This is a genomic window from Algoriphagus limi (assembly GCF_024919275.1).
Classification (GTDB): domain Bacteria; phylum Bacteroidota; class Bacteroidia; order Cytophagales; family Cyclobacteriaceae; genus Algoriphagus; species Algoriphagus limi.
The window spans coordinates 1,607,290-1,622,175 of sequence record NZ_JANWGH010000001.1 but is presented as its reverse complement, the minus strand read 5'-3'; the positions used below and the strand labels follow the sequence as shown (position 1 = coordinate 1,622,175).

The window sequence follows — 14,886 nt, the reverse complement described above, 5'->3', positions numbered from 1 at the left end:
TTTTTATTTAGTCAAGTCGGATTCCAAAACTCATAGCTTGAAGCTCAGGGCCTAAACCAGGTTGGAACAAATCATTTAAATCATAATTAAAGAAAAAGGTCACATCACCCACTCCAATTTCTCCTCGGAGGCCATATCGGAAGTTTTCAGCATACATATTGGACTTGGTGAAGACTTTTTGCTTTTCGCCATCGAGATCGTCATAGACGTACTTTCCTCTTCCTCCCAATCTCAGGCCTGCATAGGCACCAGCACCAAATCGAAAGTTGCCATTATTGGTTCGAATTGTTGGTACTAGGCTAATGCTTGCATAGGAGGCAGAGATTTTGGACTTGGTGGGAGTACCTTCTGGCCCATCAGGAAGTTGGTCGAAATCTACAAATGCCAATCCACCTGGGTTTTTCACTGCGATGATATTTCGCTCTTCAAATTTGAAGTTGTACCAATCGACCCCCATCGTGGATCGGAGGTGGAAATTTTTACTAACCTTCCAAGTACCCGTAGAATGAAGAGCGACAAACCAGCTACCCCAAGGTTTCACTTGGGGAGCTCCTTTGTCAGTTGGGTAGATGTTGATACCTACTTCACTTTCTAGAAAGTTGTAATGAAATTTACTTCGCTTATGATTGATTTTTGGGGAATCATCCTTATCGTCTTCTTCCCATTCAATCACCTTGGTTCCGTCATCGTATTTGGTGACTTTCCAGCTATTTCCCAGAACTGTATAAACTTTTTCCTTCTTGACCCCGCTCGTATCCGCTTCCTGGGCCATAGCGATGCTTGAGAAAAGGGTAATGAAAGTCAATAATAAAAAGCGCTTTTGCATGTTGGTTTAGTTTAAAATAAAGGACAGGATTTAAAATCAATTTAGAATACGATTCCAAAAGTGATTGGATTTAACTCAGGGCCCTTATCTTCTTGGAATAGCGTATTAAGGTCGTATGTGGTAAAGAAGGTGACACGACCAACTCCGATTTCACCTCGGACACCATATCGGAAGTTGTTCAGGTACAAGCCGGTATTTTGCTTGTCTTTCTTTCTTCCGGATCCGCCTAGTTCTTTGTAAACATATTTGGATTGGCCACCAAGTCTATATCCAGCATAAGGTCCTGCTGCAATTCGAAGACCTCTGCGACCATTATCATTCATTTTACCAAAGTCCAATTCAAGCATAGTCATGGCTGTGATGTAGGAAGCAGAGATTTTGCTTTTGAAGCCATTGACATCATTTCGCTGGATGAACTCAATTTGGTTGTCTCCTCTTACAGCCTGGAAGTCGCGGTTTTCAAACTTGAAGTTGTAGAATTGGAAACCTATTCCGAAATCCCAGTAAAAACCTTTGGAAATCCGCTGAGCAGCCATCCAGTTTAGACCTAAATTCCAGCTACCCCAGCCTTTTACAGCATAAGGATTGTCAGAGGAAGGAAACTGCCCATCTGGATTGAGGTAGTTGTTGACACCGAGATCTATGTTGAAATAGGTGCGGAAAGGCGGTTCCTGTTTTTTGGATTTATTGGTTTCAATTTTGACTTTGGTATTCTCCCCAGATTCATCTACATAGACACGCATGCCTCCAATTTGAACTTCGGTTTCCAGGCCATCCTCACGTACTTTAACCACTTCTTTGGTCGTACCGTCTTTTTTACGGATTTCCACGATGGTCAATTCACCGGTATCTTCATTTTCTTCCAAATCCAAAGAGCGGATGATTTCATTGATATTCATGGACTTCAATTTCTCAAAATCGTCTTTACTGTCCACGATAATGACGACTCTTCCGGATTTTCCGAATTCTACGATCACAGAATCCTTGTTGATTTGGTGATCGAAGGATGGCATTTCGGTAGCAAAAGCCACCTGAACAAGAGCCATCAAACAAAATAATAGCAGGTATTTTTTCATCTTAGTTTTCAAATAATGGGTTGGTGATCTTTTTTATTACTCTTCGGTCATTTTTTCTTTTCTGGTGGTCAGGCTTGCGAAAAGGTTGTTTTTCGCATCCTGAAGATTGGCAAAGCCTTCATCAACTTTTCCGAACAAGCCACCTACCTGGTCCACCTTTTTACCGATTCCGGCAATGAGGTTTTTATCCTCTTTGATTCCATCGGAAATAATGGTCACCTTATAGGCAGGCTCTTCCGCTTCCTCCGTCTTCAATTCCGCCACGGCCTGATTCAAATCCATCGGTTTCAATTCTGGGATTTCCCGCTCGATAGGAAGTATAATTGGAATAATCTCAGTCTGATTAATCTCTTCTTCAGCTACTTCTTTTTCAGGGATTTGAGCTTCAGCAATGAGATTTTTAGATGGTTCTTCGAATTGATTTTTTATTTCTGGAGTAGTTTGGGGCTTTTGATTTGTGATTTCTTGTTTTGGTTCTTCGATTACTGGAGTTGAGTTTTCTTCTCCTCCTTCAATTGGACTAGTATCTGCTACCAAATCTTCCACAACTTCAGGTGCTTGATTTGGTTGATTTTCAGTAGACTCAATTTGTTCGGCAGTCAAATTTTCCTCTGCAAAAGGTTGGGATGGATTGCGAAGCAAAGAACCTACGAGGAAGATGACTACTACGGCAGCTGCCGCAGCCCACCAATAGATTCGTGGATTAGATTTTTCCTCTTTTGGAAGCTGATTCTCAAGGCGCTCCCAGGCCAATTGGCTAGGTCTAACCTCATGATTTTCCAACTTCTCCCGGAAAATCACATCGATATGTTCATTCTTCTTAGCCATTTATTCTCCTTTCTTTGAGTTGTTGACTGGCAATTTTTTCTTTTAAGGTATTTCTTGCCCGATTCAGTTGGGATTTGGAAGTGCTTTCCGATATCCCTAGCAATTCGGCAATTTCCTGATGGGCATAGCCCTCGATTGCGTACAGGTTGAAGACTGTGCGATAGCCTACCGGTAGGCTTTCTACGAGTTCTCTAAGTTCATCTGCTTCCAGCGAAGTACTTTCGTAGTGAAAATGCTCGTATTCATGATCCTCTTCTACATGTACTTCCATCATCAGGTGTCTATTGCTTCTCAAGGTCATGAGTGCCTGGGTGACCACGATTCGCTTCATCCAACCTTCAAAACTCCCCCTAGATTCGTATTGGGGTAATTTTTCGAAAATTTTCATAAAGCTCTCAATCATGACATCTTCAGCGTGTTCCCTATCCTTGAGATAACGAATGCAAATGGCCAGAAACTTCCCTGAATACCGCTCATAGAGGGCCCGCTGGGCTGACCGATCACCTTTCAGGCATCCTTTTATGAGTTTGTCTTCAGTAGAATAGTCGGTTCTAGAGAACATTCTGGTTTGCTTTCATGGAGGTAGATGTGAATCTTATGGAAAAGGTTGCTTCTCCAGTGAAAAAAAGTTAAAAAAATTACAAATGACTATAAATCAGTTAATTAAAATACGGCTTTGTAATTAATTATAATATCTAAAATAGTCCATTCCTTATCTCTGATCGTCACAGGTTGGATATTTCCCTCTCCATCAAAAAGATTGGCAAAAAGTCCATCCTCTTCTTGAGTGAAAATGGAATACCTGCCCGGACTCAATTCCAATTTGTATTCTCCGTTTTCATCAGATTCAGTCTTCGCGATGGGTTCTCCTTTTACTTGAACAAATAACCCATCCTCCATTCTTGAATCGGCCAAATTAGTCAAGGGGTAAATCAAAATCGTTCGTTTTGCTGGAATTCCCTTTGGATTTACGGGACTTGCATCACCATCTTCAGAGATCATCGGCATTTGATTTCCCTCCAGCCAAGTGACCTTTCCTGAGATTCCTTGACTTTCTGAGGTTTGGCTTTTGCAGGAAAAATTCATGAGGACTATTGCTAAAATATATAGAAGGTAAGGTATCTTTTGCATGGCAGTTTTTTCAAATTCCCTCAAAAAGCATGACAGATTCTAAGTAGTTTGGAATGATGGTGTTCCAGCCTAATTCATTTTTCAGTTTCATGGCTAATTCTTCTGAACTTTCTTCTTCTCCGTGAATCACAAAAGTCATTTTCGGCTTTTCACAAAATCCCTCGGCCCATTCCATAAGTTCTTCCTGGTCGGCATGTGCAGAAAGGCTTTCGACTTGGTAAACTTTTGCATTGGAAGGAACCTGTTGTCCGTAAATTGTTATAAACTTTTCTCCTTCTAAAATCCTTCTTCCTCGAGTTCCTTCAGCTTGATACCCTACGAAAATGACTCCATTTTTCTCGTTTGGTAAATGATGATACAAGTGATGAAGGACACGGCCACCCGTAGCCATTCCGGATGCCGAAATGATGATGGCATTTCCCCGGTATTCATTCAAGGATTTAGATTCTTCCTGTTTCTTGTAATATTTCAGCTGAGGAAAATCAAAAGGATGGGCTTCATCCTCTTCCAAAACTGCCGATAAGCGATGATCGGATTTGAATTTCATGTATAATTCCGTGGCATTGATTCCCATGGGAGAATCTGCAAAGACTGGAACTTTTGGGATTTTTCCTTTTTCCATCAACTGGAAAATGTAATACATAATCAACTGAGTACGGCCTATCGCGAAGGAAGGAATAATGACTAAGCCCCCACGATCGAAGGTGTCCAATATGGCATCCCGAAGTTCATCTTCAGGTTTTATTTTTTTGGAAATCCGATTACCATAAGTGGATTCTATCCAGAGAATATCCGCTTTAGGAATACGGGTAGGAGGGAATAAGATCGGATCATGGTAGCGTCCCAAATCTCCCGAAAATACCAAACGTTTTTTTTGTTGATCGCCTTGAATAACAATCTTCACAATGGATGCTCCCAAAATATGCCCCGCATGGTAAAATGTTGCATGGATGTTTGGATTGATTTCGACTGGTTTATCGAAATCACAGGGGACAAATTGAGGAAAGACTTTTTCCGCATCTTCCATGGAATAAAGCGGTTGGGGATCATCATGCCTTGAGTATCCCTTTTTTCGGGCGTATTCAGCCTCTTCTTCCTGAAGCTTTCCTGAGTCTAGCAATAAAATTTTTGCGAGTTCGGCTGTAGCCTCTGTACAGTAAATAGGTCCGGTAAAACCCTGCTTAACCAATCGAGGTAAATAGCCTACATGGTCAAGGTGAGCATGGGTAAGCACGATAGCTTCCATTTGGTCTAGTGGCATGGGGAATTTATCCCAGTTGCGCTCCCGAAGTTCACGCCTTCCCTGAAAGAGCCCGCAGTCTACCAAAAATTCAAAATCACCGGTATCAATCAAATATTTGGAACCTGTAACTGAGCCAGCTCCTCCCAAAAATTTTACGCTAATGTCCATTGATGTTTTTTTGAGAAGATACAAAAAAAGGGGCATCCTTGCTTGGATGCCCTCTTTTTTATTCTACTGAGTCCAGTCGTTGCAGGTATTTGACCCGTGACAGACTGTCTAGTTTGGCTCGGTTGAGTTGTTCTTCTTCCGTTTCTTCTTCGCTCGCTTCGTCTTGATTTTCAGTTTCATCCGTATCTAATCCACAAGTCAGACAAACCAGCCCGGCTTCATTGAAAGCCCAGATGTTTTTCTCTCGGACATCACTTGATTTATAGCCATTTCTATAAAGTGTGTTTCGAAGGATTTCCAACAATGAACGATCCATCAAGAAAGGTTTTTCATAAGGCACCTTCAAGACTAGGTTCACTTTTTGGTCTCTAAATACATCCATAGCGCTGTAGTCAAATCCCGGAGGGAAAGTAACGATGGAATCCAATACTGAAACTTGGTAAACTAACATTTTGGCATTTTCCAAGGACTCTGCCTTGCTTTTTCCTCGGGAGAAAAACTCTTTTTCCAAGGTGACCAAAGTGTCAGCTGTTCCTTCTATTTTCAAACTTACCTCATTGAAATCAGGATCCTCCGCTTGGGTATCCAAGGTCAAAAGCATCGTGCCTTCTGTCACCGGGACAGTTTCAGAGATTCTATGCCAGTTTTCTTCCTTGAACTGTGAAGCAATTCTTGGAATTTGGAACAAGGTGATTCCCAAAAACAATAGCCAAATCACAAAGGCTACTAGACCAAATCGGTTTCCTAATAAATTCTTTTTGATCAATACACTAAAGCCCAAAAGCATGAAGATGATACCTGGTATAATCAAAAGGAAAGAGGAACTGATCGCCAACCAATCCGGAACGATTCCAGTGAAGAGTTCAAAAGGTATTCCGTTGGTTTCGAAGATGTAATCATTTGGATTTAGGTATTCAAAGAAGAATGCCAAAGCCAAAATCGGAGTGATGGTGATCGCAAGCCCGATGAACAGGACGATGATTCCAAATACTATCCGGAAAATTGCCAAAATGAATTTACCCAATGGCCCTAAGGCTTTCCCGATCGCTTCAATGACTTGTCCCAAAATTCGGAATGGAGTCATCACGATTTTCTTCAGCGTAGATTCTGGCTGAGGAGGAACAGGATTCATATTTTCCTTTAGAGTAGAATCAATATTATCCAAAGTAATTTCCCCTCCCTTCATTTTGATCCGCTCTGTGATAGACACGGCTACAGGTGTAATGATCCAAAGAATCAGGTAAATCAAAACTCCAGAACCACCTGCAATGGTAAGGAATACAAAGGCTAGGCGAATCCAAAGAACTTCCACTCCGAAATAAGCTGCCAATCCACTGGCGACACCCCCAAGGGCTTTGTCATCCGGGTTTCTGTAGAGTTTTTTGATATTCTTGTCCTCCTCATAATCATAGCTTACCGGAAGGATGATCCAAAGGACGATATAGGCCACTACAGCAAACAATCCAAAGGAAAACTTCAAGCGGAAGTCATCAAACAAAAAGAGACCCGGTCCACCCCATGATCCATTGATGTTTCCACTGAAAAGAAGTAGCAGGGCAATTAATCGTACCCAAAGTGGGTCGATGCGGAAATAGTTTGCGATTCCTGCACAAACCCCACCCAAGATCTTTTTGGGTTCTGACCGCATCAATTTCTTATAGCCCTTTTTGTCCGCATCCGGTGGAGTCACATACTTGTAGAAATCATCAGAGCTTGCTTTTTCTTCATTCTGTTCCTTTTCAGTTTCGCTGTCTTCTACAGAAACAAAATCCGCGATAGTCCCCATTTTTTTAATGAGGTTGTCTACGTTTTCGGCAGTGATGACCTGCTTGTTGTTTTTCAGGTTGCTAAGGAAAATCTCAGCAATACGATTTTCGATATCCGAGATGATTTCCTGATTGTCAGGGTAGGAAGAGAAATGCTTATTGATCGCGTCAAGGTATTTGCGCAAGGTATCATAGCCATCTTCCTCGATGTGGAATAAGATTCCGCTGATGTTGATACTTATTGTCTTTTTCATGGTTTTGTCAATTTTTTCGTCTACTTCCGGATACTAGTTCCGATTTCATTTCTTTTGGGTGATTGATTGGGTAGAATTCATCAGGGAATTCCACGTATCCTGAAGTGTTTCTAGAAACTCTTTGCCTTGATCTGTAATCGAATAATACTTTCTAGGTGGACCGGATTCGGATTCCACCCATCGGTATTGAACCAGATCGGAGGACTTGAGACGATTAAGAAGGGGATATAAGGTGCCTTCTACCACGATTATCTGGGCTTGGGTCAGTTCCTCTATCAAATCTGAGGTGTAAACTTCACCCCGAGAAATGATATGAAGGACACAAAGCTCCAAAAGCCCTTTTCTCATTTGAATTTGTGTGTTGGCAATATTCATAAGGTTGGTTTTTTACTGAGAAATATTTTTTTCCTCACTCTCTTAGAATGAAAAATGATACCAATCTTTTCCAAGCTACCTTGCATTACCTAATTCTAGGTATAAAGATGGGGTTTCTGGGATTTGATTTTTACAAAAAGTGCTTTTGGAGGCAATTAAGGCCGTTTTTGTAGGCTTGCTGATTTTTAAATTTTTTTTTCAGATAAATTCTACACAGAAATAAGACTCCAAATAAATGTTAATTTACGTACAGAAAACTGTCCGATTGTGTACACAAACCGATCAAGTTTTTAGAGAAAATGGAATCCAGTAATTGGTCTAAAAAGATTTTGGTTATTTTGGAATTGTGATTGGGAAACTAGGATCTTTTCTAAGGCTTTTCGGCTTTTCGCTATTTTTAATTTGCCACCTGTCCGAGGCAGTTGGACAAGACTTGACACCCAAATATTCCAATGAATTTTTGAATATAGGGGTAGGAGCTCGTGCTTTAGGAATGGGTGGAGCGCAGGTTTCGGCTGTTCGGGATGTTACTGCTTCTTTTTGGAATCCTGCTGGTCTTTTTGGCACGAATCATAAGTATGAAGCCACCCTAATGCATGCGGAATATTTCGCAGGGATTGCTCAATTCGATTATTTAGCCTTCACTACCCCTTTAAAAGATCAAAGTCAAATTGCTGTATCATTGATCCGGTTTGGGGTCGATGATATTCCTGATACCCGCTTTTTATATGATGCTAATGGAGCTTTAAATTATAACAATATCCAATTTTTCAATGCTGCGGATTATGCGCTTTTATTAACCTATGCTAGGGCGATTTCTGATAAGATAAAGGTTGGTGCTAATGCCAAAGTGATTCATCGAAATGTCGGCAAATTTGCATCTGCATGGGGATTTGGACTTGATGTAGGAGGGATGTATGTTCACAAGCGGTTGACCGCTGGATTGATGATTCGGGATATTACTACCACCTTTAATGCCTGGGCCCACAATGCTGAATTGGTGAGGGATATTTACTCTTCTACTAATAATGAAATTCCTTTGAATTCGGTGGAATTAACCCTGCCTCGGGCTATAAGTAGTATTTCCTATTTCTGGAATTTCGGAGAAAAGTTCTCGCTGACTTCCGCTCTGGACTTGGAGATGACTTTCGATGGAAATAGAAACACGGTGATTTCTACCTCTCTTTTGAGTATTGATCCCCGGTTGGGATTGGAGTTAGGATTCAAGAAATCTGTATTTATAAGGACTGGTATCAGCAATCTTCAATACATTAAAGATTTTCAAGGAGAACGGAATTTAAATTTTCTACCCAGCACAGGGCTTGGTTTTATTATTAATGAGCTTTTTCAAATTGACTACGCACTGTCGGATATCGGGAATGTGTCTGATACACCTTATTCCCACATCTTTAGCGTGAAAGTGTCTTTGGAGAAATTGAAAGAAGAAGATCGAAAATTTAAGGGATGGGAGTATTGAAGTCATCAATAAGAATTATTCTGCTCCTTTTTTGGGCCTTGCCTCTTGCTGCGCAGGATGGGGCTTGGTATTCCTTTGATCAGGATTATTATAAAGTCAAAACGGGAAGTGACGGAATTTACCGAATCAAACCGGAGACTTTGGAGGCTGCGGGGATCAATCTGAATTCGCTAGATCCTCGAAATCTGAGTATGTATCATCGAGGTAAAGAGATCGCAATCCATGTGAAGGGAGAAGAAGATGGAAGTTTCGATGCTGGGGATTTTATTGAGTTTTTTGGATTACGAAACGATGCTACTTTGGATTCGATCCTTTATAAAGATATTATTCCTGTCAATCCTTACTATAACACGCATTCAGATAGTACTGCATTTTTCCTGACCATACAGCCAAATCGACAAGGGAAACGAATGGCGGTAAGATTAGCACCACCTGCCGAACTTCCCCAAGTATCAAATTATCAAAGCTCAAAAATTCAGGTTTTTGGGGAGCAGTTTTCCTTGGGGAATTCTTATGCGTTGGGCTTCCGACTTTCAAAATACGACATAGGGGAAGGTTGGATGAGTTCGGTCTTGACAAAGGGAAATGTACGGTCAATCGCCTTCGAAAATCTAGGTCAAATCGTCAATGCTGGCTCTCCAAAATTGGAAATAGGACTTGTTGGTAGATCTCTAAACGCACATTTGGCAAGAATCAGTGTCGGGAAAAATAATGCTACGCTTCGGATAGCTCAGCAGGCTGAATTTGAAAATTTCAATACGATTTACTTAGAAATTCCCCTTCAATATGCAGACTTTGACCCATTGGGGAATATTCTGATTACGGTTAGTCCGATTGGAGCGGAATCAACGGATAATATTTCCATCACTTATGCCCGGATAACTTATCAAAAGTCTCCTGTAAATGGGGATTTAGATTTTGAAAAAATAGAAGTTCCAGCTGGAGTTTCTCGTACCAGATTAACTGGTTTGTCTCAGGAATACAGGGCTATCGATGTGTTTGATTTGGAAAATCCTGAATGGATAATTTTAGATCGAGTGGGAAATGAATTGGGATTACAAGCCGGAAAAGAAGGAAGGGCAAGTCGAATCTGGCTAGAAAATCAAGGTCATATTCAAGAGATCAGCCAACTGGAAAAGGTTCGATTTAGAGATTATATGTCCCAATCAGCCAATTATATTTTGGTTGGTCACCGAGAGTTGCAAAAAGCTGCAACAGAATTTGAAAATCCATTAGAAGCTTATGCAGAACATCGAGCTTCCCCTATAGGCGGGAGTTATGATACTCTTACCCTTTTGATGGAGGATTTGTATAATCAGTTTTCTTTCGGTGAAGAAACTCCATTAGCATTAATCAACTTTTTGAAAGCTTACTATCCGGTTCATAGACCTTCTCATGTTCTATTAGCAGGAAGGGGGCTGGCTATTTACTCCACTGCAAGAGAAGGAGGAAGAACATTTTTCTACCGAAATAACCCTTCCATTTTTCCTTTCCAAAGTTTGATTCCTGTGGCAGGATATCCTTTTTCGGATAATGAATTTGTCGTTGGTTTGGACCCTGAAAATCCAAATGTTCCCGCTATAGCGATAGGCAGAATCCCGGCAAAGAATTCCCAGGAACTTGAAATCTATCTCAAAAAAGCCATAGAAAAAGATCAGGTTGGGCTTTCTGCTCCGTGGCAAAAAGAACTCATACACTTAGGCGGAGGTGTTTCGGAATTGGAATTGGACCGCTATTTCAGTTTCCTGAATGGTTTTAAAGCCATTGCCGAAGGCCCATTCTTGGGAGGAAATGTGACGACCTACCGAAAGCGATCCAATAGTGTGGTGGAAGTCATCGACATCACTGGAGACTTAAATGAGGGAAGGTCTTTGGTGACTTTCTTCGGTCATGGGTCACCCACCATTTTGGATATTGATATCGGATTTGCTTCAGACCCTACCATCAATTATCAGAACAAGGGGAAGTATCCGGTCATGCTTTTCAATGGCTGTGATTACGGAAGTGCTTTTGGAACTAATTATACTCAAGGGGAGGATTGGGTGATGGCTGCTGAGAAGGGAGCGTCCAACATACTTGCAAATTCCTCCATTGGCGTGGATGTGTATTTGAGAAGGTATTCTGAGCAATTTTACTTGGAGGCTTTTGCCGATAGTACCACTATTTATCGAACGGTTGGGGAGGTGAAAAGAGGTTCAGAAACTCGTTTGATTGAACTCTACGGAACAAATCCGCTGAATTATTCCCACATGGAGCAGATGATTTTGTTAGGGGATCCTGGGGTACGTTTGTTTCCAGCGGATAAGCCGGATTATTACTTGAATGAGTCGGAAGTAAAAATTGAAAGTTTTTCAAATGATCCGATTTCCTCACTTTCTGACAGTTTGAAGCTGAGCTTTGTTCTTCGAAATATTGGAATTACAAGTCGAGATTCGATTCATTATCGCATTCGTCGAAGATTACCGGATGGGACGGTAATTGATTATCCGGAAGTAAAAATCCCTCCGACAAATCGACTGGATACCTTGTTTTTTTCCATTCCAAATCAAGAGATAAACTCTGCCGGAGAGAATGTATTTGAACTGGAAGTGAATAGTAAGCAGGAAGTGGATGAGATGGCTTTCTCCAATAATCAAATCAGCTTTACTCAGTTCATTCCACTTAGCGGCACGATTCATCTTTTCCCATTGAATTATGGCATCACCAATATTCAAAATCTTGAATTAATTGGTCAGATTCCAGGGAAAAATGATTTGGAAAGGACCGTAATCGTTCAGCTGGATACGGCTTCTAATTTTAATTCCGCTTATCGCAAAGAAATCCGAATTCCTACCAAGGGACTTTTCAGATGGAACATGGATTTGTTGACAGGTAATGATTCAGTGACTTACTATTGGAGATCGAAATATCAGGAACCACTTCCCGGTGAGACTGATGCTTGGACAAGTACTTCTTTTTCTTTCATTCCTAATGGTCCAGAGGGCTGGACGCAACGGGAAATCCCTCAGTTAAATGAAAATTCCCTTGATAATTTAAAGCTTGATGAATCCGCATCCCAATGGAAATATTTGGAGCAAAACTTGGGATTTGAGGTGTTTACCGTCGGTTCTCAGGTGGATACCCTTTCATTTAGAAATACACAATTTTACCTGAATGATGTCCCTCAAATCATCGATAATGTCAACAATGCCAATAGCCGACTTTGTCCAAATGGCTCTTTGGGCTTAGTTACCTTCCAGCAAAAAACCTTGCAACCCTATCTCCCAGTTCCTGTTCCCGGTTTTGATATTTTGGATAGTAGATCCTGTGGCAGACCACCTCAATTGATTCAAAGTATTCGGAATGCATGGATTGTTGCTCCGGGTCGCACCATGTTGGATGATTATACCGAGAATGTTCCTGAAGGAGATTATGTGGTTATTTTCTCTGTTGGTTCGGTGAACTTCGATGATTGGACGGATCAGGCTTATGCCCGATTGAAGGAGTTTGGAGCGAGTGAGGTCACACTTCGAAATCTAAAATCGGGTGACCCTTATATCCTTTATGGAAGAAAGGGAATGAAGCCAGGCGAAGCTTTGGAGATTATTGGAAATCCAGATTTTGAATTGCCTGCAAGTCAGCAAACCTTGAGTTTTAAAACGGCATTGCAGGGATATATCAGTGAAGGCGTAATTGTGACTCCTCAAATCGGACCTTCCAGTAATTGGGAGCGCATGATTCAGCGGATCAATGAGCGGCCTTGGATTGATGAGCAATTAACCAGCTTCGATATTATCGGGATAAATAAGACTGGTGAGGAAGAGATTTTATTGGGTGGAATAAAAGATCAGCAGATCGATCTTTCATTCATAAATTCAGAGAATTATCCATTCCTTCGATTAAGATATCTCATGGATGATCCGGAATCTACAGATCCGGCTGATTTGAATTTCTGGCAGGTAAATTATACTGGAGTACCGGAAGGAGCTTTGGTGGTTCAACCCAATCCAGAAAATGCTCGTCTTCGCGAAGGACAAGTGGGGACGCTTCCATTTGAATTCACCAATGTCTCTAGCTTGGACTTTTTGGATTCTATTCAAGTGGATTGGAAAATTATTAATTCGCGAACAAGGGCTGTGGAGAATTTCTCTAAAAAATTCGCAGCCTTAAAAGCTGGGGAGTCCTTTACCCATGTAATAGAATTTAATACTATTGGTAAATCAGGAAGCTACGAAGTACAGATTTTTGCCAATCCGAGAATTTTGCCAGAACAGACTTACCGAAACAACCAAGTTGATTTAGGTATCTATTTCGAAGTGGAGGCAGATGACAGTCAGGCCTTGCTCGATGTGAATTTTGATGGGATTTATATCATGGATGGTGATATCGTTTCCCCAACTGTTTTGATTAATACTATTCTGAAAAATGATCAAAGTCTCATCTATAAAAAAGACACAGTAGGCCTTGATATTTTCCTCAAGAAAAACTGTGAATCCTGCGAATTTGAGCGAGTAAATTTCTCAGATCCAAAGCTGACATGGATTCCTGCTTCTGAAAATCAGGACTTCCGAGTTTCCTTCCAACCCGGTCCTTTGGAGGATGGAACTTATACCTTAAAGGTTCAGAATGAAGATTCGCCAGAACCTTATCAGGTGACATTTGAGGTGATAAATGAATCTCAAATCACGAATTTCTATCCTTATCCTAATCCATTCAGTACCAGCGTTAGATTTGTGTTTACTGTGACAGGTGCAGAAATCCCAGATGAAATCAAAATTCAAATTATGACGGTGACGGGTAGGGTAGTGAGAGAGATTTTGCAGGAAGAATTAGGTCCGATTCGAATAGGAAACAACATCACCGAATATGCTTGGGATGGTCGCGATGAATACGGAGACCAGTTGGCAAATGGGGTTTATATTTATCGGGTCTTGGTTCGCAAAAACGGCCAATTCATGGAGCATCGACCGACGGCAGGTGACCGTGCTTTCCGTCAAGGTTATGGTAAAATGTACCTTTTGCGTTAGGATTTGGACTTTTTCCAATTGATCCAGATACCCCAAATGCTAATAATCAATAAAAATATTAGCAGGATAATTTGCCAGGGTTCCTGAAGATTGTTTTTTGCCTCCATAAAATCACTGGCTACGATTCCGGCTAAAAATGCCATGATGGTTCGGGGTAACATACCCGGAATGCCGTATATCAAAACTTTGCGCAGCGGAACCTGAAGGGATGCGAAAAGAAGGTTGGAAATTGCAAAGGGAATTACCGGACTTATTCGGATAAAGAATATTAAAGCTCCCCAATTTCCTTTTTTACTTTCAAGCTTTTGGTAGAAATCGGGAGACTTTTCACTGAGGAAATCCAAAAAATCCAAATTCAGGTATTTTCCGACTGCATAGCCCAATACATTGGCAAGAGAATATGCTGCGATAAACCAAATAAATCCATCCCATCCCAGCCAAAAGCCAATAAAAACTGCAGTTAAGGTGGTAGGTAAAAATGCCAGTCCCATGATAGAGGAAGCAAGTAGGCCCAGCAAAGCAAAGTCTAATAGAGTAGCAGGTTCTTTTTCGAGAATTGACTGATAGTTTCCGGCCAACCAAAGACTTCCCAGAAGGGGAAAACTTACCGACCAAATCCATGCAATGGTCGCTGCAGGATGATTTTTAAGGTATTGAAGAAATTGATTGAAAAAACTGCCCTTTTTTGTCATATTTGGTCTCCCTCAAGGAAGGCTGGCTTGCAAGTATAGCAAGT

At 41.2% G+C, this 14,886-nt stretch carries 11 protein-coding genes; 2 read left to right on the top strand and 9 right to left on the bottom strand.

The genetic code is table 11. The annotated features are described in order from the left end of the window. Window positions 1–7 precede the first annotated feature (7 nt). The 8 genes from NY014_RS06995 to NY014_RS06960 all read right to left on the bottom strand — a co-directional run bounded on the left by NY014_RS06995 (window position 8) and on the right by NY014_RS06960 (window position 7,667). Complete coding sequence (locus tag NY014_RS06995; protein ID WP_259413845.1) at window positions 8–826, bottom strand: PorT family protein; 819 nt, start codon at window positions 824–826, stop codon at window positions 8–10. Window positions 827–867: 41 nt separating this feature from the next. Continuing rightward, window positions 868–1,902 carry an outer membrane beta-barrel protein gene (locus tag NY014_RS06990; RefSeq protein ID WP_259413844.1) on the bottom strand — a complete coding sequence of 345 codons (1,035 nt, stop codon included), beginning with the start codon at window positions 1,900–1,902 and terminating at the stop codon, window positions 868–870. Between the two features lie 36 nt (window positions 1,903–1,938). Next, window positions 1,939–2,730 carry a hypothetical protein gene (locus NY014_RS06985; RefSeq protein WP_259413843.1) on the bottom strand — a complete coding sequence of 264 codons (792 nt, stop codon included), beginning with the start codon at window positions 2,728–2,730 and terminating at the stop codon, window positions 1,939–1,941. After that, window positions 2,723–3,292 (bottom strand): RNA polymerase sigma factor, encoded by a 570-nt coding sequence (locus tag NY014_RS06980; protein ID WP_259413842.1) that lies wholly within the window; start codon window positions 3,290–3,292, stop codon window positions 2,723–2,725. The genes NY014_RS06985 and NY014_RS06980 overlap by 8 nt, the downstream gene beginning before the upstream one ends. Window positions 3,293–3,393: 101 nt before the next feature. Continuing rightward, on the bottom strand, window positions 3,394–3,861 hold the full coding sequence (locus NY014_RS06975) for a carboxypeptidase regulatory-like domain-containing protein (RefSeq protein ID WP_259413841.1): 468 nt from the start codon (window positions 3,859–3,861) through the stop codon (window positions 3,394–3,396). A gap of 10 nt (window positions 3,862–3,871) precedes the next feature. After that, complete coding sequence (locus NY014_RS06970; RefSeq protein WP_259413840.1) at window positions 3,872–5,272, bottom strand: MBL fold metallo-hydrolase RNA specificity domain-containing protein; 1,401 nt, start codon at window positions 5,270–5,272, stop codon at window positions 3,872–3,874. A 58-nt stretch (window positions 5,273–5,330) separates the two neighbouring features. Next, window positions 5,331–7,292, bottom strand: a complete 1,962-nt coding sequence (locus NY014_RS06965) for a PspC domain-containing protein (RefSeq protein WP_259413839.1) — start codon at window positions 7,290–7,292, stop codon at window positions 5,331–5,333. 45 nt (window positions 7,293–7,337) lie between these two features. Continuing rightward, entirely contained in the window at window positions 7,338–7,667 is a 330-nt protein-coding gene (locus NY014_RS06960) for a PadR family transcriptional regulator (RefSeq protein ID WP_259413837.1), read from the bottom strand. 400 nt (window positions 7,668–8,067) lie between these two features. Here NY014_RS06960 and NY014_RS06955 point away from each other — a divergent pair, with 400 nt between their 5' ends. Both NY014_RS06955 and porU2 read left to right on the top strand, forming a co-directional pair. Beyond that, window positions 8,068–9,144, top strand: a complete 1,077-nt coding sequence (locus NY014_RS06955) for a putative type IX sorting system protein PorV2 (RefSeq protein WP_494337112.1) — start codon at window positions 8,068–8,070, stop codon at window positions 9,142–9,144. Next, entirely contained in the window at window positions 9,132–14,150 is a 5,019-nt protein-coding gene (gene porU2, locus NY014_RS06950; RefSeq protein ID WP_259413834.1) for a putative type IX secretion system sortase PorU2, read from the top strand. Before NY014_RS06955 ends, porU2 begins: the two co-directional genes overlap by 13 nt. On the opposite strand, the gene NY014_RS06945 is transcribed toward porU2, so the two are convergent. Further along, window positions 14,147–14,842, bottom strand: a complete 696-nt coding sequence (locus NY014_RS06945) for a TVP38/TMEM64 family protein (protein ID WP_259413833.1) — start codon at window positions 14,840–14,842, stop codon at window positions 14,147–14,149. The two genes, porU2 and NY014_RS06945, sit on opposite strands and share 4 nt — an antisense overlap. Window positions 14,843–14,886: the final 44 nt, after the last annotated feature.

Coding starts and splice junctions, on each gene's coding strand:
- NY014_RS06995 (WP_259413845.1), bottom strand. CDS start 826: ATGCAAAAGCGCTTTTTATTATTGACTTTCATTACCCTTTTCTCAAGC.
- NY014_RS06990 (WP_259413844.1), bottom strand. CDS start 1,902: ATGAAAAAATACCTGCTATTATTTTGTTTGATGGCTCTTGTTCAGGTG.
- NY014_RS06985 (WP_259413843.1), bottom strand. CDS start 2,730: ATGGCTAAGAAGAATGAACATATCGATGTGATTTTCCGGGAGAAGTTG.
- NY014_RS06980 (WP_259413842.1), bottom strand. CDS start 3,292: ATGTTCTCTAGAACCGACTATTCTACTGAAGACAAACTCATAAAAGGA.
- NY014_RS06975 (WP_259413841.1), bottom strand. CDS start 3,861: ATGCAAAAGATACCTTACCTTCTATATATTTTAGCAATAGTCCTCATG.
- NY014_RS06970 (WP_259413840.1), bottom strand. CDS start 5,272: ATGGACATTAGCGTAAAATTTTTGGGAGGAGCTGGCTCAGTTACAGGT.
- NY014_RS06965 (WP_259413839.1), bottom strand. CDS start 7,292: ATGAAAAAGACAATAAGTATCAACATCAGCGGAATCTTATTCCACATC.
- NY014_RS06960 (WP_259413837.1), bottom strand. CDS start 7,667: ATGAATATTGCCAACACACAAATTCAAATGAGAAAAGGGCTTTTGGAG.
- porU2 (WP_259413834.1), top strand. CDS start 9,132: ATGGGAGTATTGAAGTCATCAATAAGAATTATTCTGCTCCTTTTTTGG.
- NY014_RS06945 (WP_259413833.1), bottom strand. CDS start 14,842: ATGACAAAAAAGGGCAGTTTTTTCAATCAATTTCTTCAATACCTTAAA.